Annotated in this window: 13 protein-coding genes and 2 pseudogenes; 8 read left to right on the top strand and 7 right to left on the bottom strand. The window is 72.0% G+C overall.

Translation table 11 applies throughout. The annotated features are described in order from the left end of the window. Positions 1 to 384: 384 nt before the first annotated feature. The 3 genes and pseudogenes from ABZ495_RS26160 to ABZ495_RS26170 all read left to right on the top strand — a co-directional run. A complete protein-coding gene (locus tag ABZ495_RS26160) occupies positions 385 to 2694 on the top strand; it encodes a molybdopterin-dependent oxidoreductase (RefSeq protein WP_359838371.1) in 2310 nt (769 codons plus the stop codon). A 134-nt stretch (positions 2695 to 2828) separates the two neighbouring features. Then, positions 2829 to 3380 carry an EF-hand domain-containing protein gene (locus tag ABZ495_RS26165; RefSeq protein ID WP_359838373.1) on the top strand — a complete coding sequence of 184 codons (552 nt, stop codon included), beginning with the start codon at positions 2829 to 2831 and terminating at the stop codon, positions 3378 to 3380. A 396-nt stretch (positions 3381 to 3776) separates the two neighbouring features. Continuing rightward, positions 3777 to 3934, top strand: a pseudogene (locus ABZ495_RS26170) (IS30 family transposase); the annotation flags it as partial. Between the two features lie 70 nt (positions 3935 to 4004). Here ABZ495_RS26170 and ABZ495_RS26175 read toward each other — a convergent pair. Beyond that, the gene (locus ABZ495_RS26175; protein WP_359838375.1) at positions 4005 to 6107 is read right to left on the bottom strand and encodes a discoidin domain-containing protein; all 2103 of its coding nucleotides are present in this window, start codon (positions 6105 to 6107) and stop codon (positions 4005 to 4007) included. Positions 6108 to 6316: 209 nt separating this feature from the next. Between ABZ495_RS26175 and ABZ495_RS26180 the strand changes: the two genes are divergently transcribed. Continuing rightward, positions 6317 to 7459 carry a hypothetical protein gene (locus tag ABZ495_RS26180; RefSeq protein ID WP_359838377.1) on the top strand — a complete coding sequence of 381 codons (1143 nt, stop codon included), beginning with the start codon at positions 6317 to 6319 and terminating at the stop codon, positions 7457 to 7459. Positions 7460 to 7871: 412 nt separating this feature from the next. On the opposite strand, the gene ABZ495_RS26185 is transcribed toward ABZ495_RS26180, so the two are convergent. Genes ABZ495_RS26185 through ABZ495_RS26195 form a run of 3 tightly spaced genes read right to left on the bottom strand, consistent with a single transcriptional unit; the run spans position 7872 to position 15541 of the window. Beyond that, positions 7872 to 9281 carry a monooxygenase gene (locus ABZ495_RS26185; protein ID WP_359838378.1) on the bottom strand — a complete coding sequence of 470 codons (1410 nt, stop codon included), beginning with the start codon at positions 9279 to 9281 and terminating at the stop codon, positions 7872 to 7874. Positions 9282 to 9300: 19 nt separating this feature from the next. Next, positions 9301 to 10281: a spirocyclase AveC family protein gene (locus tag ABZ495_RS26190; protein ID WP_359838380.1), complete on the bottom strand. Its 981-nt coding sequence runs from the start codon at positions 10279 to 10281 to the stop codon at positions 9301 to 9303. A 1-nt stretch (position 10282) separates the two neighbouring features. Continuing rightward, the gene (locus ABZ495_RS26195; protein WP_359838381.1) at positions 10283 to 15541 is read right to left on the bottom strand and encodes an SDR family NAD(P)-dependent oxidoreductase; all 5259 of its coding nucleotides are present in this window, start codon (positions 15539 to 15541) and stop codon (positions 10283 to 10285) included. A gap of 581 nt (positions 15542 to 16122) precedes the next feature. Between ABZ495_RS26195 and ABZ495_RS26200 the strand changes: the two genes are divergently transcribed. Beyond that, positions 16123 to 16323, top strand: a complete 201-nt coding sequence (locus tag ABZ495_RS26200) for a DUF5988 family protein (protein ID WP_359809462.1) — start codon at positions 16123 to 16125, stop codon at positions 16321 to 16323. A 408-nt stretch (positions 16324 to 16731) separates the two neighbouring features. Beyond that, positions 16732 to 16929 (top strand): annotated as a pseudogene (locus ABZ495_RS26205) (ribulose-phosphate 3-epimerase); the annotation flags it as partial. Between the two features lie 248 nt (positions 16930 to 17177). On the opposite strand, the gene ABZ495_RS26210 reads toward ABZ495_RS26205, so the two are convergent. Continuing rightward, positions 17178 to 18440 carry a PP2C family protein-serine/threonine phosphatase gene (locus ABZ495_RS26210; RefSeq protein WP_359838414.1) on the bottom strand — a complete coding sequence of 421 codons (1263 nt, stop codon included), beginning with the start codon at positions 18438 to 18440 and terminating at the stop codon, positions 17178 to 17180. A gap of 697 nt (positions 18441 to 19137) precedes the next feature. Beyond that, positions 19138 to 19320 carry a hypothetical protein gene (locus ABZ495_RS26215; RefSeq protein WP_359809461.1) on the bottom strand — a complete coding sequence of 61 codons (183 nt, stop codon included), beginning with the start codon at positions 19318 to 19320 and terminating at the stop codon, positions 19138 to 19140. 823 nt (positions 19321 to 20143) lie between these two features. On the opposite strand from ABZ495_RS26215, the gene ABZ495_RS26220 reads away from it, so the two are divergent. Both ABZ495_RS26220 and ABZ495_RS26225 read left to right on the top strand, forming a co-directional pair. Further along, positions 20144 to 20533, top strand: coding sequence for an ATP-binding protein (locus tag ABZ495_RS26220; protein ID WP_359809480.1), 390 nt, complete (start codon positions 20144 to 20146; stop codon positions 20531 to 20533). A gap of 200 nt (positions 20534 to 20733) precedes the next feature. Continuing rightward, positions 20734 to 20952 carry a hypothetical protein gene (locus ABZ495_RS26225; RefSeq protein ID WP_359838383.1) on the top strand — a complete coding sequence of 73 codons (219 nt, stop codon included), beginning with the start codon at positions 20734 to 20736 and terminating at the stop codon, positions 20950 to 20952. A gap of 94 nt (positions 20953 to 21046) precedes the next feature. On the opposite strand, the gene ABZ495_RS26230 is transcribed toward ABZ495_RS26225, so the two are convergent. Continuing rightward, positions 21047 to 21691 carry a hypothetical protein gene (locus tag ABZ495_RS26230; protein ID WP_359838385.1) on the bottom strand — a complete coding sequence of 215 codons (645 nt, stop codon included), beginning with the start codon at positions 21689 to 21691 and terminating at the stop codon, positions 21047 to 21049. Positions 21692 to 21697: the final 6 nt, after the last annotated feature.

Consider the following 21697-nt stretch of genomic DNA (forward strand, 5'->3'; position numbering starts at 1 on the left):
GTCCGTGAGGGCATGCCCGACAGCCGGGTCGCAGAGCAGGCCGGCGTGGCCGTCGGCCTGCTCCTCGTCGCGTCCCGGAAGTCCGCGGACGAGGCGACTTCGGTGACGTTCTTCCTGGCTGCCCCGGGGGATGAGGGGCCGCACCTGCGTTCTCGCGCCCTCGACTTCCCTCCTGCTGACCCGCTGGCCCGAACGGGCTGGCGACCTGCCGGGCGTCGGTCGGCGCTGCCGTGCGGCCCTTGGAAGGCTCGTCACCTACAGGGTTGGGCGGCGGGCCGCAGGGGGAGCCTGTGTTCTGCGGCCCGCCGAGTGAAGTGGAGCCCGGCGGCGGAGGCAACCGCTGTCCGGGAGCCGGGCAAACATCAGGGGTGGAGTTGATGCACGGTGGAACGACGCGTGTCGGTTGCGACGCACTGGGGCAGTTTCATCGCGGTGGTCGATTCTGGCCGGTTGGTGCGCATCGAGCCGAGGAGCGATGACCCGGCGCCGTCGCCCATCGGCCCCGGGATGGTGACGGCCGCCGACGACAGCGCTCGCGTGTTGCGCCCAGCGGTCCGCAGGGGCTGGCTGAACGGTCTGCCACGCGTCCACGACACGGCCAGGGGCACGGACGCCTTCGTGGAGGTGAGTTGGGACGACGCGATCACCCTGGTGAGCGAGGAACTGAGTCGGGTGCGTGCCCAGCACGGAGACAGCGCGGTGTTCGGCGGATCGTACGGCTGGGCGAGTGCGGGGGCCTTCCACAACGCGCAAGGTCAGCTCCACCGGTTCCTGGCGTTGGGCGGGGGATACACCGACTCGCGCAACACGTACAGCACTGCGGCTCTGGAGGTCATCCTTCCCCATGTGATCGGCGGGGCCCCGTGGAGCTACCAGTCCCGGATGCCGATGTGGGACGAGATCGCCGAGAACTGTGAGCTGGTGGTGGCATTCGGAGGGCTGGCCCTGAAGAACAGCCAGGTCAACCCGGGCGGGCTGGCCCGGCACCAGACGCAGGAGCTGCAACGGAAGTGCCGAGCAGCCGGGGTGCGGTTCGTGAACGTCAGCCCCATCCGCAGCGACGCCGCGGGTCTCCTCGACGCCGAGTGGCTACCCGTCATTCCCAACACCGACACCGCCGCGATGCTCGGCATCGCCCACACGATGCTGGTCAACGGATGGCACGACGAAGACTTCCTGCGCCGGTGCTGCGTCGGGTTCGACCGCTTCGCCTCCTACCTGGTCGGCGACCTGGACGGCGTCCCGAAGGACGCTGACTGGGCGGCGACGATCACGGGCATCAGCCGCGACACGATCACCGACCTCGCGCGCCGCCTCACCACGCAACCTTCCCTCATCATGGTCAACTACGCGATACAGCGGGCGGACCACGGCGAACAGCCAGTCTGGATGTCGGTCGTGCTGGCTGCCATGGCGGGCTCGATGGGGCGGCCCGGCTGCGGCTGGGGCGCGGGCTACGCGACGATGGACGCGACCGGTGTCGCCCCCGGCCGGCCCTCCGTGGCGTCGATTCCCCAGGGTCCCAACCCTGTTGCGGATTTCATCCCCGTCGCACGGATCGCCGACACCCTGCTGCATCCGGGCAAGACCATCGACTACGACGGCCGGCGCCTCACCCTGCCCGAGCTTCGCCTGATCTACTGGTGCGGAGGCAACCCGTTCCACCACCACCAGGATCTCCACCGGCTGGCGCGCGCCTGGCAGACTCCTGACACGGTGGTGGTGCACGAAGCCTGGTGGAACACCACGGCCAAGTTCGCTGACATCGTCCTTCCCGTCGCCACCAGCCTCGAGCGCGACGACTTCGCCGCCGGGTTCTCCGACCCTCACCTCGTCGCGATGCCGAAGGTCCGCGAGCCGCAGGGTGAGTCGCGCACGGACCACCACATCTTCACCGCCCTGGCCTCCCGGCTCGGATACGAGCAGGAGTTCACGAAGTCGCGCTCCGAGATCGAATGGGTCCGGCACCTCTACGAGCAGACGAGGGCCAACCTCGGCGACGACACCGCCTTGCCAAGCTTCGACGACTTCTGGCGAAGCTCCACCGCTGAGCTGCCGGCGCTGAGCGGACCGTTCCCCGGCAGCTTCGAGGCGCTGCGCTCAGATCCGCAGCGGTTCCCCCTGACGACGCCGTCGGGTCGGATCGAGATCTTCTCCGAGGAGATCGACTCGTTCGGCTACGACGACTGCACCGGGCATCCGGCGTGGTTCGAACCGGTGGAGTGGCTCCGTGGCGGCCTGTCGGACCGATTCCCCCTGCACCTGATTTCAAATCAGCCGGCCTCGCGTCTGCACAGCCAGTACGACAACGGCGGCCACAGCCTCAAGTCGAAGATCCTCGGTCGTGAGCCCGTGACGATCAATCCGCTGGACGCCGCGTCCCGCGGCATCGAAAGCGGCATGATCGTGCGGGTCCACAACGACCGGGGCAGTTGCCTGGCGGGCGCAGTCCTGTCGGACGACGTCATGCCAGGCGTCGTCCAGCTGTCCACGGGAGCGTGGTGGGATCCGGTCCGGCCGGGCCTGAGCGGAACCCTGGACCGCCACGGCAATCCGAACTCCCTCACCGCCGATCGAGGCTGCTCGCGCCTGTCCCAGGGGCCGAGTGCGCACAGCGCGCTGGTCGACGTCGAGGTCTACGACGGCCCTCTTCCGGAGGTGCTCGCCTTCATGCCGCCACACCTCGAACGTTGACACGAAGAACTCCCGACCCCGTCGGGGCGTGTCCCGGGTTCGCCGTCGTCAAGCGCGCGGCCACTGGCCGGCCCGGCGGGATACCCCACTCACCCGTTTGCGCATGGGTAACCGAGTGAATACTGTGCGCAGTCATGAGTGCACTTCGAGACCTCAAGTACGGCCAGTGGTTCAGGGGCGCCGACACCGACGGCGACGGGTTCATCACCCGGCAGGACGTCCGTGCGATGAGCGAGCGCTACATCGCCGCCCGGGGCACCGCGCCCGACTCCGCGACCGCCCGCCGGCTCACCGACGGGATGGACGAGTTCTGGACGAACGTGATCGCCCCGATGGACCAGGACGGTGACGGAAAGGTCGATCTGCGGGAGATGACCGAAGGCTTCAAGCGGGCCCTGACCGACCCTGCCCGGTTCCCGGAACAGATCGAGCCGGTCAGCAACTGCTTCTTCGACCTCGTCGACCTCAACGGAAACGGCAAGATCGAGCAGGCGGAGTTCCAGCTGATGTTCAACTCGATCTCAGGCGTTCCCGGCGAGGACTGCGCCGAGGTCTTCGCCGCCTTGGACCGGGACGGCTCCGGCGCGCTGGACCGCACCGAGTTCCACCAGGCGGTCTCGGAGTTCTTCTACGGCGACGACCCGGACGCTCCTGCCAACCACCTGTTCGGCAGAGCCACCGCCTGACAGCCCCGGATACGGCCCGGGACCCGATGGCCCACACCTGCTGGTGTGTGGGCCATCGGCGTCGAGGCCAGAGGCCAGGCAGTTTCTGGCGCCGCCTTCGGAGGTATGGTGCCGCTGACGCGGCCTCGGCCTTGGGGGCCAACGGCGCCCCGAGGCCGAACCTGGACCTCGGAACCACTGAGCATGTCCAGAGCGGCCACCGACCGGGTGCCGGAGCCGCGATCGGTGCCAGCACTACCGGGCACGAGGCGGGACTCCAGCAGACCCTGGGACGAGGGGACGGGGCTGGGACGCCTCGGGGAGTCCGGAGGCCGCACCGGGCGCCGGCGGCATGAAGCTCGGCGCCGACAGCACCACATCACCCCACGCGAACTCGCCGCTGGGCAGGGAGGCGCCAACGGCTCGCTGCGGCAAAGCTCCCCCAAGGGCACCGACCTGGCCGCCCACGACCCAGCACACCTCGCTGCCGTCGCCGCCGAACTCAACGGCCGCCACGCGAAGCGCTCGGCTGGGAGACCCCAGCCGAGCGCCCGCACGAACTGCTCGCGGCCTGAACGACGAACCACGTGCTGCAACGACCCCTGGACACCGCCGTGCCGTCAGGGGCCCGAGAGCGGTCCGGGGTCAGCTGACGCCGAGTTCACCGAGCTGAAGGTAGTGGTCGCCGAACTGGTCGGCGCTCAGCCGGGTGCCGGTGACCTTCACGTACCGGGCCGTGGTCGGAGCGAAGGTGAGGACCTGCGGCGCCGCGCCGGGGCGCGGCGTGCCCGTCCGGGTGGCGACGGTCGACCAGGTGCTGCCGTCCGCCGAGACCTGGACGGTGTAGTCCACCGGGAAGCCCAGACCGGTGTTGGCACCGTCGGTGCGCGGAGTCAGGCTCACCCGGCTGATCAGGCTGGGGCCCTGGAGGTCCACGGTGACCCACTCGTTCGCGACCGCCCCGGCGGAGCGGGCACTGCTCCAGCCCATCGAGTGGTCGAGGGTGGAGTTCGCGACGCCGTCGTTGACCGCGGCCGGCCGCCAGCTGTAGGGGCCCGCCGAACTCGACGCCTGGACCGGCCGGTTGACCGCCAGCTCGCTGCCCGCCGCCTCGATCTCGGCGAGCTGCATCCGGTAGTGGCCGTTCGGGTCGGTGCCGAGCCTGGTCCCTGTCACCCGGACGAAGCGCACGTCGGCGGGCTGGAACGGGAAGGTCTGGACGGAGGCGTCCGACGGCTTCGGGTAGTTCTTGCGGTCGGCGACGGTCGACCAGGTGGAGCCGTCCGCGGAGACCTGGATGGTGAAGTCCACCGGGAAGCCCTTGCCGGCGGCCGGACCGTCGGCGCGCGGGTGGAGGTCCACCCGGCTGATCCGCCTGGTCGAGCCGAGGTCCAGCTGGGCCCACTCGCTGTGGTCCGCGTTCACGGTGGTGTTGCTGCTCCAGCCGTTGGTGCCGGTGGCCAGGCCCCGGCGCCCGTCGGTCAGTGCGGCCGTGCTCCACCCGTCGCCCTCGTACGTGCTGGAGGTGGTGACGGCGGCGTTCTGCGCCGGGTCGGTGCCCGGATCGAGCCGCACGTGCTCGAAGCGGGCGGACGCCCCGCCGGTGGCGAGGCCGAAGCCGCCGACCGGGTAGCCCTGGTCGGTCACGGTGAGCAGCTGGACGGCCCCGGCGTAGACCGTGATCGTGCCGCCCTGGGCGGACACCCGCAGGCTGACCGTCTGGCCCGGGGCGTAGCCCGGGACCGTGGCGGACGCCAGTGGGACGCCGCTGCGGTTGACGAACACCTCGCCGTTGTTGCGCAGCGCGACCAGGTACCCGGTCTGCGACTCGGTCGGGTTCTGGTTGCGGACCACCATGCCCGCCCAGTTGGTGTCGCCGCCGTCGGGCCTGACCCCGGTGATCCGGAGGTCGACGGAGGCGGAGACGTCCTGGTACGCGCGGCCGGTCAGCCCCGCGACCACGTCCCAGCCGGAGTTGGCGTCACCCTGCACGTACCCGCCGTCCCCGGCCGCCGACCAGGAGCCGCGGGCGGTGCGCCAGGCGGCGTCCTTGTCCGGGCCGAAGTCGTCGGCGAACGGGAAGACCGCGTCCGGGGCGGGGGAGGCGAGCGCGTCGAGGATCTGCTTGTGCCGCTGGTCGGCCGCCGCGCCGGAGGTGGAGAACGCGGTGGTGCCGCTGATCAGAGAGCCGATGAGGGCGCGGGCCAGCACCGGCTTGGTGGCGGAGAGCTGGTGAAGCAGCTCGTAGTCCTGGATGCCGGCGAGCAGGGCCTCGCTGCGGACGCTGTCGTAGACGCCGTAGGTGGCCTTGTCGGGACGGACGAGGTAGAAGTCGCCGTCCATCCTGCCGTTGAAGGTGTCGAGGGGGGCGTAGTTGTTGTACGGGTCGGTCCAGATGTTCCAGCCCCAGTGCAGGAAGCCGTTGCCGCCGGCGGACGCCACCATCCACGGCGTCAGCCGGGAGTCGGACAGCGGGTAGCTGATGTAGCGGTTGAGGTGCTTGTCGGTGGGGTTGTTGCAGTAGTAGAGCCAGAAGTCCTTCCCGGAGAGGCGGAGGTTCTGGTAGTACGCCATGTTCTCGTCGTACTGCGGCCCGCCGATGGAGGTCACCGTGCTGAGCGAGCCGTCGATGCCGGGGACCGGGCTCTGGCGGGACTCGTTGCTCAGGCCGGCCGGGAACACGCCCTTGTAGTGCTCGTAGAGCCACACCGCGTTCCGGGTCTGGGTGGTGTCGGCGGGGTTGGGCACTGCCCTGCGCCACCGGACCGGACCGACGATCGGTCGGTGGTTCGCAGGGCTACCGCTACGCAGTTGCTGTGTTGCTGCTGGCTTCTGGTCCTTCTTTGGAAGTTGGGAAAGCCGGTTCATCGCTGACCCGTGACCGCTTATCCTGCGGGCATCCGTGCCACGTCGCCCAGGGGAGGGCCGACGGCAAGGCCGTGGATCCGGGAGGGCGAGTGGCAGCACCGAACGTGCCGGGCATGATGGATCCGAACGTCAAGTTGGCCGCTGAGGTAGGCGATCCAACTGCAATGAGGCTGCTGGGCAGGTACTTCTACCGCGTGCGTCACGAGATCGGCTTGGCGGAGCGGTGGCTTCTCGCCGGCGCGGAAGCCGGCGACGCCGAGTCAATGTACGACCTTTCTCGTTTCTACTGGGATCAGTCGGCGAACAAGCGCCCGCGTGGTCAGACCGAGGAGGCCGCGTCGGAGGCGTGGTGCCGGCGAGCAGCGGAGTCGGGCTGGCTCCCGGCCCTGGTGTCCATGGCCAACCGCGATCCGCACGAGCGCGAGTTCTGGCTCCGGGGCGCTGCTGAGGGCGGCGCGCCGCACTCAATGCTGGAGCTTGCCGAGCTCCTGGAAGCGAAGGGGGAGACGGCCGAAGCGGAACGCTGGTACCGATCGGCCATCGACCAGGGCGTCCCGAGCGCTCGCCCGGCCCTTGCCTCCCTGCAGGCAGGCCAGGGTCGTTCGAGCGAGGCGCTGAGGTGTGCGAAGGAGGCCGAAGACGACGCCAAATGGTCAGGAGCCGCCGGGAAACTCGCCGACCTGTACCACGAGCTCGGCCATGCCGAGGAGGCCGCTGAATGGCGTGCACAGGCCCTGGCGCTCCGGGGCCGCGAAGACGAGGAAGCTCGCCGACATGCGGCTGGGGCCGCGCCGGATCTCGGGTCAGTCGTGATAACGGCGGTGGTCACCACCGCGATCGTGCCGTTTGTCCAGGCCATCGCGTCCAAAGTAGCCGAAGATGCTTACGGGCAGGCCCGGCAGCTGGTCCATCGACTGTTGCGCAGGGGCCGCGAGAGCAGCGGCGTCGAGGGCTCCTCGCAGCACTCCGCACTTGAGCCAGGCGGTGAGCCGGGCCTCGCCATCGTTCAGGATCCGGACGCGGGGATCGCGCTCTACCTCTGGTCGAATGCGTCAGACGAGGCACTGAGGGCACTCTCAGCACTCGACTTGGACGAGCTGACGCATCGCCGGCCAGACCAGGGACAAGTCCAACTCGTGTGGTACCCCGCATCGGGAACGTGGCAGATCCGTGAAACAGGAGAGAGGCGCCGGCCAAGGCGCTGGCGCTGGCTGCCCCGTGCTCGTCGGTGATCACGTCGGGCACGGCCTTCTCGGTCCCGTGTCCGCTGCGGCGGGCAAAGCGCCCGCGCAGCGGCTCAACGACGACCCGCTTGCAGCGGTGGTGTTCGTCTGGTCAATCAGCTGGCGATGCGGTCGAGGTGATCGGGCATCATTCCGCTGCGCCCGGGGCTGGCTGCTCAGAACGCTGGATGGGCACCACAGGCGCCGTGGCGAGGTCGAGGCGGGAGTTCAACGACGCCGCGCGCGACGCGCCCGAGCAGGCGTCCGGGTATGGGCCGGCCTGCACGGCAAGGGCATCCTGCGCGGCCGCCTCCCTCATCCCGGCGAGGCGTTGGCTTCGTTCACGTGAGGTAGCAGCGACTGCGTCAGCTTCGCCAGTGCCGCATCAGCCTGCTCCCACCAGTGGGAGCCCCGGACAGGGTCACTCCCGTGCCGGCGCTGTCCCTCGACTGCGGCGGACCCATGGCAGAGGGCCGAGGATGCCGGCGAGGTGCAAGGGATGGAGGACTGTCGCGGGACCGGCCAGGGAGTTGGTCACTCGTGCCAAGTCCCGGTGCAGGCGCGGGCTGTGGGGCACCGAGCGTTGCCAGCGCTCCAGGTACCGCAGCCCCGCGCGGATGTGGGCGGGAGGCCGTCCGTCCGCCCAGCCGCGATCCGTCAGGGTGGCGAGGAACCAGGGCCACAGGGTGAGGCGGGCCATCCGCCGCTGCGCCTGACGGGCGAGGCCGTCCAGGGACTCGGACGGCCAGGAGGTGAGCAGCTGCCCCAGGGCCTGCGCTTCCAGAGCGGCGATCGTCATGCCCTGCGCATAGACGGGGTTGAAGGCGCAGAGCGCGTCGCCGAGGACGACGAGTCCTTCCGGCCAGCGGGGCAGCCGGTGGTAGTGCGCGCGTCGGTTGGCCGTCCGTCCGTAACGGGCTACGGACGGTTCGGGCTCCAGCGGCCGCAGCGCGCCGTGCAGTCCGCTGGAGAGGGATTCCAGGAAGCTCTCGAACCCCTGGGCATCCGTGGGCGGGTGGTCCCCGCCGGCTCCTTGCAGCGTCACCAGGAGCCGATCGCCCTCGATCCGGAGCGCGACGGCGCCGCGGGGGTGGTGGGGCGGTGACGGCAGTTCGAACAGCGCACGCCAGGCGGGGGCGGATTCGGGGTCGGTGCGGTAGGCGCGGGTGGCATAGCCGACCCGGGCGTCGACGACGGTCTCGGGCACGCCGGGCAGGCCGAGCCGGGTGAGCCAGTCCGGAAGGTGTGTGCCGCGTCCGGAGGCGTCGACGACGAGGTCCGCGTGGAGCTCCTCGGCGGGGTTCGAGCGCGCGTGCCGAGAGCTGCGGCGTTCGACCCGGAGGCCGGTCACCCGGAGGCCGGTCGGCGGGACGATGAGACCGGTCACGGTGCGGGTGTCGACGGTCAGGACACCGTCGAGGTCCTCGACGCGGCGCCGTACCGTCTCCTCCAGAAGCGGCCGGCTGACGGGTTGGACGCGGATGCCGGAGGTGCGCGGAGGCGGCGCGCCGTGCGGGAGCTGCAGGCGGGTGTCACGGCAGAAGTCCACCGGCGGCGCTCCCGCGAGCGTCAGTTCCTGCGACAGGCCGGGGAAGAGTTCCTCGAAGGCCTGAAGTCCCCGGGCCTGCAGGGCATGTGCGTGCCGCCCCTGTGGCGCTCCCGGGCGTGGCCGGGTGTCACGGCGCAGGTGGTCGCGCTCGACGAGGGTGACGCGCTCGAAGGTCTCGCTGAGTACGCGTGCGCAGAGCAGCCCCGCGATGCCGGCGCCGATGACGAGGGCGTGCCCGCGTGCTGGCGGGTGGGGGCCGGGGTGGCGGCTTGCGGAGTTCACGAAGTCTCCCGACGGGGCGTCAACGGGCGGGCCGGTCCAGCCAGCCCGGCAGGTCGATCGGGTGGCTGACCAGGGAGACGAGGGCCATGGTGATCTGGAAGCCCAGGGTGCAGGCGTTCATCAGGCCGGCTCCGGCGAGCAGTCGGCTCCAGGGGCGCAGCCGCCGGGGCAGGAGTTCGCAGCCGCGGAAGAGGTGGACCTCGTGGCCCGGCCGCGCGTACAGGACCATGGCCAGGAGGGGCACGATGAAGAATCCGACGACGGCGAGCGTAGAGGTCACGGGCAGTTGGTACCACCGCCCCTCGAAGAGGGTGAGGTGGCCGGGCAGGGCGCGTGGGTAGGCGAATCCGCCGAGCCGCTGGTAGAGGTGGGTGAGCACGGGCTCGCACACCAGCATTGCCAGGGTCGTCGCGGCGAAGAGGCGCCCCCGCCCCCAGTTCGGCCGGCGGTGGCCGAACAGTCGGGCGAGGGTCAGCGCGACGACGAGCCAGAGCAGCATCACCGGGTAGGCCATCTCCATCAGGAAGGACTCGACGGCGGGGGTGTCTCCCCGCCAGCCGGGGAGGTACGGCCCCCACGTCTCGACGTTGAGGTCGTAGCGGTTGTTCCCGGCCGCGTAGTGGAACTGGCTGACGTAGGGATTGCTCCAGAAGGAGAAGCAGAAGCCGGTGAACACGGCTGCTTTGAAGGTGATGCGGCCCTGGGTGCGGCACTCCCGCCACACCACCGCGGTGAGCGCGAGGAAGAGCAGGCCCGCCGTACCCTGCCCGATGTGGGTGGTGACCTTCATGGCGTGGGGGATGCTGTAGCCCCGCGCGGAGTGGGCGTGGGCGTCTCCGCCGATGATCCAGCGTGCGTAGACCACGCCCTGGAGGATCAGGCAGGCCAGCCCGAAGGCGGCCCAGTAGCCGACGGGAGAGCGCCGTCGGCTCGCGGGCAGTGCCTGGCCTTGGCGCGGCGCTGCGGGCCCGGGGGTGGCCGGGGCCGGGTTGCCGTTCATGTCAGTGGTGCTCCTCGGCATCGTCGGCGAGCCCCATGGTGTCGAGGATGTGGTCGGTCAGGCCGGCGGCTGTGGGGCGCACCCAGATGATGCCGGGTTTGACGTCGATGCCGAGCCCGCGCCGGATGCGCTGCTGGAGCTGGACGGCGCCGAGCGAGTCGAGGCCGAGGATGACCATGCTGGTGTGCGGGCCGATGTGGCGGGCGGTGCCGCCGAGCAGGTCGCGCACCTGTGCGGTGATGAAGTCGTTCAGCAGGCGGCGCCGTTCGGCGGCGGTCCCGGCGGACAGGACTTCGTCGCGTGCGGGAGTGGCTCCCCGGTCGGGGGAGGGCGTGGTCAGCATCCCGGCGAGGAGGGGGGAGTCGCGCAGCGCGGGGAACGGTTCGATCCACCGGTCGAGGTCGATCGGCGAGTAGGCGATCCGGCGGTGGCCTTCGGTGAGGATCCGTTCCAGAGCCGCGATGCCGTCCTCGGGTGAGATCATGACGTGTCCGCGCTGCGCCAGGTGTCGGCCGCGGCCGACCCGGCTCCAGCCGCCCCAGGCGATGGAGGTGGCGGGCAGGCCCCGGTCGCGGCGGTACTCGGCCAGGGCGTCGAGGAAGGTGTTCGCGGCGGCGTACGCGCCCTGTCCCGGTGAGCCGACCAGGCCGGCGATCGAGGAGTAGAGGACGAAGAGGTCGAGGTCGTGTCCGGCGGTGGCCCGGTGCAGGGCCCAGGCTCCCTCGGCCTTGCCGCGCCAGACCCGTGCGGTCAGTGTCGCGTCGAGCCTGGTGAGGACGGCGTCCTCCACCAGCCCCGCGCTGTGGAACACCCCGTGCAGGCTGCCCCTGCCGTCGTCCGCCGTCGTCCGGACGGCCAGCTCGGCGGTGCGGGGATCGGCGATGTCGCCCAGGAGCACGTCGATCCTCGCGCCGGTGGCCGCGCGCAGTACCGCCAGTTCTCGTCGCGCTTCCTCGGAGGGCGCTCCGCGTCCGCAGGCCACGATCCGCCCGGCACCGCGTTCGGCGAGCCAGCGGACGGTCAGCAGGCCGAGGCCGCCGAGGCCGCCGGTGACCAGGTAGCGGCCGTCCTCGCGAACGGGACCGGAGGGCAACGGGTCCACGGGCCCGCCGGCGGGGCCGGGTCTGACGCGTGCCAGGTGGCGCACTCCGTGCCGCCAGGAGATCTCGGCGACCGGCCGGTCCGCGAGCAGGTCCGGGAGGATGTCCTGCGGTGCTGTCCGCCCTCTCATCTCGATGCTTCCGACCAGTCCCGGGTGCTCGTAGGCGGCCACCCGGAGCAGGCCGGGCACCCCGGCGCCGGCCAGACCCGCCTCCTCCTCGCGCCACACCACCCAGATGCGGGGCGGGGCGGCCTGTGTGCTGAGCGCTTGCAGGACGGCGGCCAGCCGAGTGACCACCTCGCGTGCGGCCACGGCGGGCGACCTGGCGGGGTCCGGCCGTCCGAGGACGAGGGCCACCGCCGCGGCCCCCTCCGGGGCGGGATCGTCCAGCGCCTCGGGCAGCGAGGCGGTGCGCACCGTCCGGGCCGGCGCGCCCTCCCGCGTGAGGAGCGCGGTGAGGTCGTGCGCCCACCCGGTGTCCTCGTCGGTGACGACCAGCCAGCCCCCGTGCCCGCGCCGCCCGTCGTCGCCCGATGTGGTGGGGGGTGCGGGAACGGGTGCGGGCACCTGCGCCAGGTGGGAGAGCCGGGAGGCGAAGCGCTCCTCGGGCGGGGTGATGTTGGCCAGGCGCAGTCCGCGGATCTCGGCGACCACGGTCCCGTCGTCGGTGAGCAGCCGTCCGGAGGCGGTGCAGGAGAGGTCGTCCGCGCGGTCGAGTTCGGCCTCGGCCCGCCGGGCGTGGCTCCAGGGCCCGTAACACCTGACCGCGTCGAAGCCGGCGACCACGACCGGCCCGGGGCTGAGGGTGTGGTGTGCGAGCCAGACCGCCACCACGGTCTGGACCAGTTGGTCGGTGAGGGCAGGGTGCAGGGTCATCGTCCAGGCCGAGACCCGGGCACTGTCGGCGACCCGCAGCCAGGAGACGGCGCGGTCCTGGGTGGGGTGGACCTGGATGCGCTCGATCGCGGTGAAGGCTGGGCCGTGGAGGACGTCGTGGCGGGTACGCAGGTACCTGTACAGGTCGGCGGGAGGGAAGTCGGTCCAGCCATCGGTGGCGGGAGGTGCGAGGGTGCGGGGGGACCCGGCGGGCAGCGGCCGTACGGTGGCGTGCGCGTGGATCACCCGCGCTTCACCGGTGCCGGACAGGATCTGCGTCCGGGCCTGGCCGTCCTCCACGGTCAGCCGGGTGGTGACCTCCGGCTCCGGGTCCAGAAGGAGGGGTGAGTGTGCCCGGAGGTCCTCCGCGGCCACGGTGTCGGTGCCGAAGGCGGCGGCGCCGGCCGCCAGGACCATTTCGGCGAAGCCGGTGCCGGGCAGGACCGGTACCCCGGCGACCCGGTGGTCCGCCAGCCAGGGCAGCCGCCGCGGGCCGATCGGTGTCTGCCACAGGTGCCGGCCGGGGCGGTCGGGGTCGGCGACGTGGCCGCCGAGCAGGGGATGCTGGGTCGCTCCGACCAGGTGCGGGGCGACGAGCTGGTACGGCGTGCCGTCGCCGCCGTGGCGCACCCGGTGCCAGGTGGTGCCCGGCACGTCGGCGAGGTGGCCGTCCCCGTAGTGGGCCGCGAAATCGATGCCGTGGTGGCCCGCGCAGTGCACGGCCGCCAGGTGGGCGAGGAAGGCGTCGGTGTCCTCGGTGCCCTGGCGCAGGGTGCCGACCGCGACCACGTCCGTGACGCCCTGGGCCCGCGCGCTCTCCTGGATGGGCTGCACGGCCAACGGGTGCGGGGTGCACTCGACGAACAGCCGGTGCCCGCGAGCCAGTGCCTCCCGCACCGCCGCGTGGAACCGTACCGGGTCGCGTTGGTTGCGCACCCAGTAGGACGCGTCGAGCAGGCCCGGCGCCGACGGATCCGTCGTGACGGTGGACAGGAAGGCGCCGCCGGTGTCGGCGGCGGGTAGTTCGTCGAGGGCGGCACCCAGACGGGTGAGGATCCGATCGACCTGGGGGGAGTGCGACGCCACGTCGACGTCGATCATCCGTGCCGCGACGCCGGCGGCTTCCCAGCCCTGGACCAGTGCGGCGACCTGGCCGGCGTCGCCGGAGACGACGGTGCTGGTCGGTGAGGTGAGCACGGCGAGTGTCACCCCGTCGGCGCCCATCGCCGCGATCGCCGCAGCCGTCTCCTCGGCGCCGAGCCGCACGGAGGCCATGGCCCCGCCGGAGACGGTGGCGAGCAGCGCCGACCGGCGGCAGATGACCTTCACCCCCTCCTCCCGACCGAGCGCTCCGATGACCGTGGCGGCGGCGATCTCACCGAGCGACTGGCCGATCACGGCCGCGGGTTCGACGCCCCAGGAGCGCCACAGGTCCGCGAGCGCGACCTGGACGGAGTACAGGGTGGGCTGGACGCGGTCGATGCCCGTCAGCCGGTCCGGCTGGGTGAGCATCTCGACCAGGGAGAAGCCGGCTTCGGCCGCGATCAGCGGTTCGAGTTCCTCGACGGCGGCAGCGAAGACTGGCTGGGTGGCCAGCAGGCCGCGGCACATGCCGGGGCGCTGCGAGCCCTGTCCGGTGAAGACGAAGACGGGACCGGCGTGTTCCGGAGGCAGGACGGGTACCCCGGCACTCACCCCCCGGGGCGTCTCGTCCGCGGCGAAGCTCCTTGCTCTGGAGGCGAGTTCGGCGGTGCTGCGGGCGACCACTCCCAGCCGGTGGTCGGCGTGCGAGCGGCGCAGGGCGAGGGTGTGCGCCACGTCCTGGAGCGGCACGGCCCGGCCGGCTCCGACATCCGCCCAGTCGGCCAGTCGCCTGGCGGCCCCCGCCAGGGCCTGCGGCGAATTGCCCGAGAGCAGGAACAGTCTGGCCCTCGCGTCCGGAGCGCTGTCCCCGCCGCCCGGACGGGGGCGGAGTGCGGTGGACACGGTGGGCGCGGCCTCCAGCACGACGTGGGCGTTGGTCCCCGTCACCCCGTAGGAGCAGACCGCCGCGAGCCTGGTGGTGCCCGGGACCGGCCAGTCGACGAGTTCGGTCGGGACGAACAGCCGGGACTTCCCGTCCCGCGGGATGGACGGGTTCCACGTGCGGAAGTGCTGGTTCGGCGGGATCACTCCGCGGCGCAGGGACTCGACCGCCTTGATGACTCCGGCGATCCCCGAGACGGGTTCCGAATGGCCGATGTTGGTCTTCACCGAGCCGAGTGCGCAGCCCCCGCTCCCCTGCCCGTAGACGGCGTCGATCGAGGTGTACTCGATGGGGTCACCGACGGCGGTGCCCGGGCCGTGCGCCTCGACGAGGCCGACCTCTCCCGGATCGATGCCCGCGTTCTCCACGGCTCGGCGGAACAGTTGTTGCTGCATCCGTGTGGACGGCGCCGTCAGCCGGCTGGCCTGTCCGTCGTTGTTGACGGCGCTGCCCCTGATCACGGCCAGGACCCGGTCTCCGTCCCGCAGGGCGTCGGTCAGCCGCTTCAGTGCGAGCACTCCGGCGCCCTCGCCGCGCACGTACCCGTCCGCCCGGGCGTCGAACGCGTGGCAGGCACCGTGTCCGGAGAGCAGCAGTGGCGCCTCGTACAGGTGGGTCTCGGGCGAGACCATCAGGAGCACGCCGCCCGCCAGTGCCAGGTCGCACTCGCCGAGGGTGAGCGCCCCGCACGCGGTGTCCAGCGCGACCAGGCCGGAGGAGCAGTGGGTGCTCACCACCATCACAGGTCCGCGCAGGTCCATCGCGAAGGCCACTCGCCCCGCCGCGCCGGCGGTGAAGTTGCCGAACAGGTAGGCGCTGTTGGGGGCGTCCTGTACGGGCCTGGCCTCGCGGAAGAGGTTGTCCGGTGCGTAGGTGCCCACGTATACGCCGGTCCGGGAGCCGCGCACCTGGTCCATCGGTATCCCGGCGTGTTCCACGGCCTCCCAGGCCACCTCCAGCAGCACCCTGAACTGCGGGTCCACCCAGCGCTGTTCGATCGGCGCCACGGAGAAGGCCTCGGGATCCCATGCCCAGATGTCGCCGTCCAGGAAGCAGCCGTACCCGGCACGGACGGCGATGTCCGGGTCGTGGCCGCGCGCGAGGCGCGCGGCGCACCAGCGGTCGGCGGGGACGGGGCCGGCCGTTCGGCGGCCGTCGGCCGCCAGTTGCCACAGGCCGCTGCCATCCTGCACGCCGCCGGGGAAGCGGCAGCCGGTACCGACGACGGCGATGGGTTCTCGCTGGGATGCGGACATGTCGAAGCCTCCGGAAGTCGGTCCCCCGATGTGGCTCTCTGGTGATCTCCCGGCTGCGGATCCGTCAGCACCGGGATTGCGGGCGCGTCGTCGTCTGCGGGTCGTCCGCCGACGCGTGGCGCTCTCGACTGGACATGGAACGCCTCCGCACCGGTTCTGGCAATACCCCCAGCAGCACCAGGAGTGTCCTGTCAAGGCCGCCTGGCCGACCGGTGCGGTGCCGACCAGCACGGACGTTCCATGACCGGCCGGGGGGCGCACGGCGGACGGGGGGCGCGCGGGCCGAGGAGTGCGCCGTCGAACGTTGACAAGCAACGAGGCTTCGCAAAGCTGGAGTTGACGCCTCCCCGGCACCGCTGTTGGGTGAAGGCACTGAGCGCAGGCGAGCGACGAGGACGCGGTCCGCCCACTGCCGGCTCCGACGCGTGCGGCGCGGAGGAGCCCCGCACGTGCGCCCGCGCCTCGGGTGGCCGGGCACCGGAGCACGGGTGTCGAGGTGTCCCCTTCCCGCCCTCGCGTCAACCTGCCGCGACGGCATGGGTGCCGCGTGGCATCAACCACCGACGGACAGGAGTCCTGTCATGATCAGGGTCGTACTGAGGGGCGGGCCGAGCGGACTGGGCCCGGTCTCGCAGGTCCTTGCCGCCGAGGGAGCGGAGAAGGTCGCCGTGACGTACTACGGGCAGCACGTCCACTTCGAGCTGACCGACGAGGTCGAGATGGTCGAGGGCCGCGCACTCCGGGTCTACCGGTGGGTCTACAGCACGGCGGTCGCCGAGTAGGAGCGGGCCGGCGCGGAGCGGACAGCGCGCAGGCCGACATGGCCTGATCGCCATGCGCGGCCTGCAAGCCCGACTCGCCCACCCGGGTGAAGAACGCCACGACCTCCTCGACACCGTTCGTGGTGCCAAAGAGCGGGTCGACGGTCGTGCCGACGTCGTTGCGGTTCTTCGAACCCGGTGACCGGCAGGTCGGGCCGACGGGCAGGGCGGTGGCGGGTCCTCGACGCCCACCGGCCGCGCATCCTGCCCCTTCAGGTCGGCTTGTGCGAAGCACCGGAAGTCGCCTACGAGATGGCCGCCGCGATCACCGACCGGCTCCGCGCCCCCAGCCCGCGCACCCCGCCCCAGCAACCTCGACGAGATGAGTCCCCTCTGCCCTCCCCGACCGGCCGCCCGCCCGAGGGCACGATGATCGACGCCTCCTTGTGGTCCGCCGACCCGGGAGCGCTGACCGCCGAGGTCGAGCGGATCGGCCGGCACGCCGACTCGTTCCACATCGACGTCTCCGACACGTCCTTCATCCCCGACGCGATCTTCTTCCCGGACCTGGTGCGGGCGCTGCGCCCCCGCACCACGGTCCCCTTCCCCGTCCACCCGATGGCTCACCGCCCGGCCGGGCTGGCCGCCGCGGTGCAGCGGATCCCCAGCGTCGATCCCCAGCGTCGACCGCTGCTGGCGGATCACGGTGGGCTCGTCGAGGACGGCGTCGTGGTCGGCACCGACCACGACTGCGACCAGGAGGACGGCCCCGACACCGGCTGGGACGGTCGAGCCGGGCCCGGGCGCCCCGTAGCGGTGGCTGTCCCGGTTGCGGTGCACGCGCCGACCGTGCCGCTGCCGGACAGGCCTGGGCCTCAGCGCACGTCCGGGGTCATGGTCGGGGTGCGGGTCGTTTCTGCGGGTTCTGAGGCGTCGGTGAGGTTGGCGCCGGTGGCGGCGACGCGGTGGGTGTTGCGGGGGCCGTGCCAGTCCAGGCACATGACGGTCGCGTCGTCGTCCAGGTGGCCGTGGCCGGCGTCGAGGATCGCCCCGATGAGGGTGCGGGCGGCTTCCCGGGGGTGCAGGGCGCGGGTGCGGACGATCAGGTCCGGAAGGTGGAGGTTCTGGGCGTTGCGCTCCAGCATGCCGTCTGTCAGCATCACCAGCCGGTCCCCGGGCCGCAGGTCCAGGGACTGCACCCGGTAGGTGTTGGTGGGGGCGGCCCGCAGTCCGAGGCCGAACGGCGGATCGATTTTCGGGACGATCTCCCGCACTTCTCCGTCGCGCAGCCGCAGCGGCCAGGGGTGCCCGGCGTTGACGAACTCGGTGGTGCCGTCGAGCAGGCTGATGCGCAGGAGCTGGCCGGTGACGTAGCCCTGGCGGCCGTGGTCCCGCATGGCCTGGTCGGCCTGGCGCGCCTGTTCGTCGAGGCCGGCACCCGCCCGTCGGGCCCGGCGCAGGGCGCCCACCACGAGGGTGGCCAGCAGCGCGGCGCCGACGTCGTGGCCCATGGCGTCGGTCACGGACAACTGGACGGTGTCCCGGTCGATCACGTAGTCGAAGGTGTCGCCCCCGACATGGTCGGCGGGCTCCAGTGCCCCCGCGACCGCGAACTGCGCGGCCTCGCACGCCAGCGACGCCGGAAGCAGCCGGTGCTGGATCTCGGCGGCCAAGCTCAGCGGGACGGTGCGTCGGCCCCACTGGTACACGTCGGTGAAGGACCGGTTGGCGATGATGATGTACGCCAGCGCGTGCGCGCTCTCGCCGATCTCCCGCATCACCTCGGGGTTCGGTGCGGCGGGCAGGAACAGTTCGAGGAGCCCGATGGCGTCCCCGCGGTTGGTCACCGGGACGATGATCCGCGCCAGCTCTGCGGCACCTGTTTGCTCCACGCTCGGGCGTTGGCTGCGGATCACGTCGTCGTACGGGGTGCCCCGCACGGAGATGCGCTGGGCCGGCTCGCCGGTCTTGACGCTGCCCGCGGCGCCCAGTCGCACGACTGAGCTGCCGGTGAAGTCGATGATCAGGAAGGACACGGACGATGCCCCGAGGCGCTCCTTGAGGATGCGCGCGACCACGTCCAGGGACTCCACGGGCGCCGCGGCCTCCGCAGCCTCCAACATCCCCGCCAGAGTCATCGCCCTGCCCAGAGGGCTCCCGCCCTCAGCAGGACGGGGCGAGCACCCGTCGTCCTCCTCCGGCTTCCTTGCGGTCACGGTGACTCCTCACTGCTCGACGACGCTCAGGACCCCGGCCCCGGTGGGCGAAGGATTCGCTCCGGGCCCGCGGGTCGCATTGCACCACGGGATTGCCGGGTCCCGAAACCCACCGCTCCGGGGCTTTCGCATGCCCTCCCGCGGGCCGGCGAGGTGGCTACCAGACGACCTGTCCGTTCCTCCCGGTCGGCGCGTCGGCGGCTTCGCTTCCTGGCGCACCACCGTCACATACCCCATGGACAGCCACACCAACAGGGCGCCCGTGCGCCTGCTGCTCACGTCTGAGGGCCAGGACCGCGGGGGGCCGGCCCTCCTCCTCGGCCAGGGCCTCGACATCCTGGACATCCGGCAGTCCCTGAGTTGGTGCACCCACGGCGTTCGCCTGCTGACCGTTCTTCTCCCCTTTTGGCTCAGCTGATCCTGCGGGTCAGGCCATCTGTCGAAGTTCCGAGAGTGCCCCAGCCGGCCGCCGCGCTGTCCGGACCCTGGAGCCGGCGGCCGACAGCGTCTGCGGCAGGCGGCCGCCGGCCCCTGAGACGTACACACCTTGGTCAGCCTGGGCGCCGCTGCCCTCCGGCGGCCACGCGCGCGGGGCGGACCCGCCGGCCGGGTGATGGGGTCAGTGGGTGGCGCTCGTGGAGGTGTGCAGGCGGGGGAGTGCGTCGCGCAGGGCGTAGAGGTCGTCGATCGTGGCTTGTTCGGCGAGGCGGGCCAGCAGGCGGCGCAGGACGTGGTCGTCGCGGTCGTGGACGGCTTCGGCGATGCCGCGCAGCACCGGTTCGAGTTCGGGCTTTATGCTCATCGTCTCTCCTGTTCCGCCGAGGTGGTGGGGCCTGTTCGGACGTGTGCCCGTTGCGGGTGGGGGCATGCGTGGGGCCGCCGGGAGGCGGAGATGGCGCGGCCCTTCCGGCGGCGCCGGGGAAGTGGGGGGCCGCGGGTCAGCGGTCGTCGAGCCCCGGCATGGGGTGGCGGCTCTGACGGTTGCCGGTCCCTTGCCCGGCGGTTGCGGGGTCGCGGGCTGTGGAGGCGGCGGCGAGGGGCAGGCGGCTGGCGATGGCGCCGGCTTTGCGGGAGTTGCGGGGGTGCCGGGGGACCCCCGGCAGTGCCCGCTTCCACGGCCACTCCCCGCCGTGTTCGGCGAGCTGCCCGGGGGGCCTTCCGCCGGGCCTTCCGGGTGATTGAGCCCGGCGCCCACCGCGAGGTGCGACACCACCACCTCCCCACTCCCGGGGCCGGCCTCCCCGGCCTCCACCGGCTCCCCGCGCGGGCGGGGCACCCGGGGGATGCCGCTCCCGCTCCACGACCCGGGCGAGCGCGGCGACGCCCTGCCGGAAGCGGCCGGTGCGGGCCCCTTCGGTTTCGCCTCGGCCGCGGCCGTCGCGGCCACCGGCTCCGGATCCTCCTCGATGCCGATCGCCCACAGCAGGTCGGCATCCTTCAGCGCCCGGCCCCGGTCCGCAACGTCAGCAGGCGCAACGAGCAAACCGTTCACGCGCATGGAAGGGGCGGATGCGGGGGACCGGCGTGGGCAGCGGGTTGATCGTGGCGGGGTTGGCGCTCTCCTGGCGGGGCACAAGGTTCGGGCAGGATGGAGCGGGGTTGGCGACGCAGGAAGTAGGTGAATGATGGGCATGGTGAGCGTTGAGGTCGCGGCCCTCGGTTCGGGCTCGTGTGTCGCGGCCGCGCGCGAGAGAGCGCGCGGGTTCCTCGACGGCCTCGTCCCGGCGTCCGCGCCCGAGGCTGCGGAGACGGTACTTCTCGTCGTCTCGGAGCTCGTCACCAATGCCCTGCGCCATGGCGGCGGCACGTTCACTCTGGACCTGACCGCGCAGGCGGACGGTGTGGAGGTGGCCGTGCACGACCGCAGCTCGCGGCTGCCGCGCATGCGGACCCCGGACCTCGACGGCGGCACCGGGGGTTTCGGCTGGCCCATGGTCAACCGTCTGGCCCGTGCGACCGCTGTCGTACGTCGGGAGGGCGGCGGCAAGACCGTCAGCGCCCTGCTCGCCCGGTAGCGGCGGGACGGTCGTTCGAGACGGCCTCGGGCACCGCGCAGGGTGCAGAATCGGCGCGCCCGTCGAGCCGGCCGGTAGGGATGTTCGGGCGCGGTGTCAGTGGGATGCGGCTTCCTGCCAGCGGTTGCTTGGAGGAAGAGTCGCAGGTGAGGCTATCCGGCAGGGGCTGGAACGCCCATCGGCGAGCGGTTTCGTAGCCGTTGGCCGTCCACTCGGCGCCGGAGATCGGCAGCGCCGGACCGTCCACCATCACGTACCGGTTCGGGTCGCTGCCGGACCGGACGGACACCACCAGGCCGGAGGAGGGACTGCCCTGGCGGGCACCCTTCAGCCAGGAGGTCGGCACCCCGAGGGCCGGCCGGGTGCGGCACCCGTCACCGGTCCGGTCCGAGCCGGAGATCGGCAGCGCCGCGCCGTAGACGGCCACGTACCGGCGGCGTGGGACTCACGTGTCGTTTCTCTCTGTGAGCGCCTGGGCCGGGTCGGGCTGGGCGACATCCGCAGTGCGGCCGGTCAGGTCGGTGCGGGCCAGCTCCGGAGGAGCTTGCGGGCGGCTCCGCTGTTTCCGAGCTGGTAGACGGCGATGGTGGCCGGGCGGACGGTGAAGGCGTCGAACGGCTCGGCCTCGATGGTTTTGAGGTCGTCGAGGGTGGCGAAGCCGACGGTGATGTGAGCGGTGTACCCGTCGGGCCCGATCTGGTGGGGGACGTAGCCGGCGACCCAGTCGAGGGTGCTCTGGCTGATGCCCTCGCCGGGGTCGGTGACGAAGGCGGCGGCCGTGCCGCCGGACTCGGTGAAGGGGGTGATCGCGGCCAGCAGCGCGGCCTGGAAGTCGAGGACCTGGGGGCCGGGGCGCAGGAGGATGACCGCGAGGCCCTGTCCGGGCACGCCCCAGTCGGCGTGCCTGATGGCGACGGCCCGGTAGGACAGGGCGCGCGTGTCGGTCGCGGCCAGGGTTCGGTGGACCGCCTGGTAGGCGTCGTCCAGGTCGGTTGTCCGGACGTAGCGCTGGAGGGTGGTGATGTGGGGTTGGTGGGAGGCGTCCAGGGCGAAGCCGTCCGGCACGCTCTGGCGCATCCGGGCGTTCCAGGCGTGGGCGTGCCGCATGGTTGTCTCGTCCGGGTTGACGAGTATGTCGACGGCGGTCAGGTCGTCCACCGCGTC

Origin of the sequence: Kitasatospora sp. NPDC005748 (genome assembly GCF_040630735.1) — a bacterium.
GTDB lineage: Bacteria > Actinomycetota > Actinomycetes > Streptomycetales > Streptomycetaceae > Kitasatospora.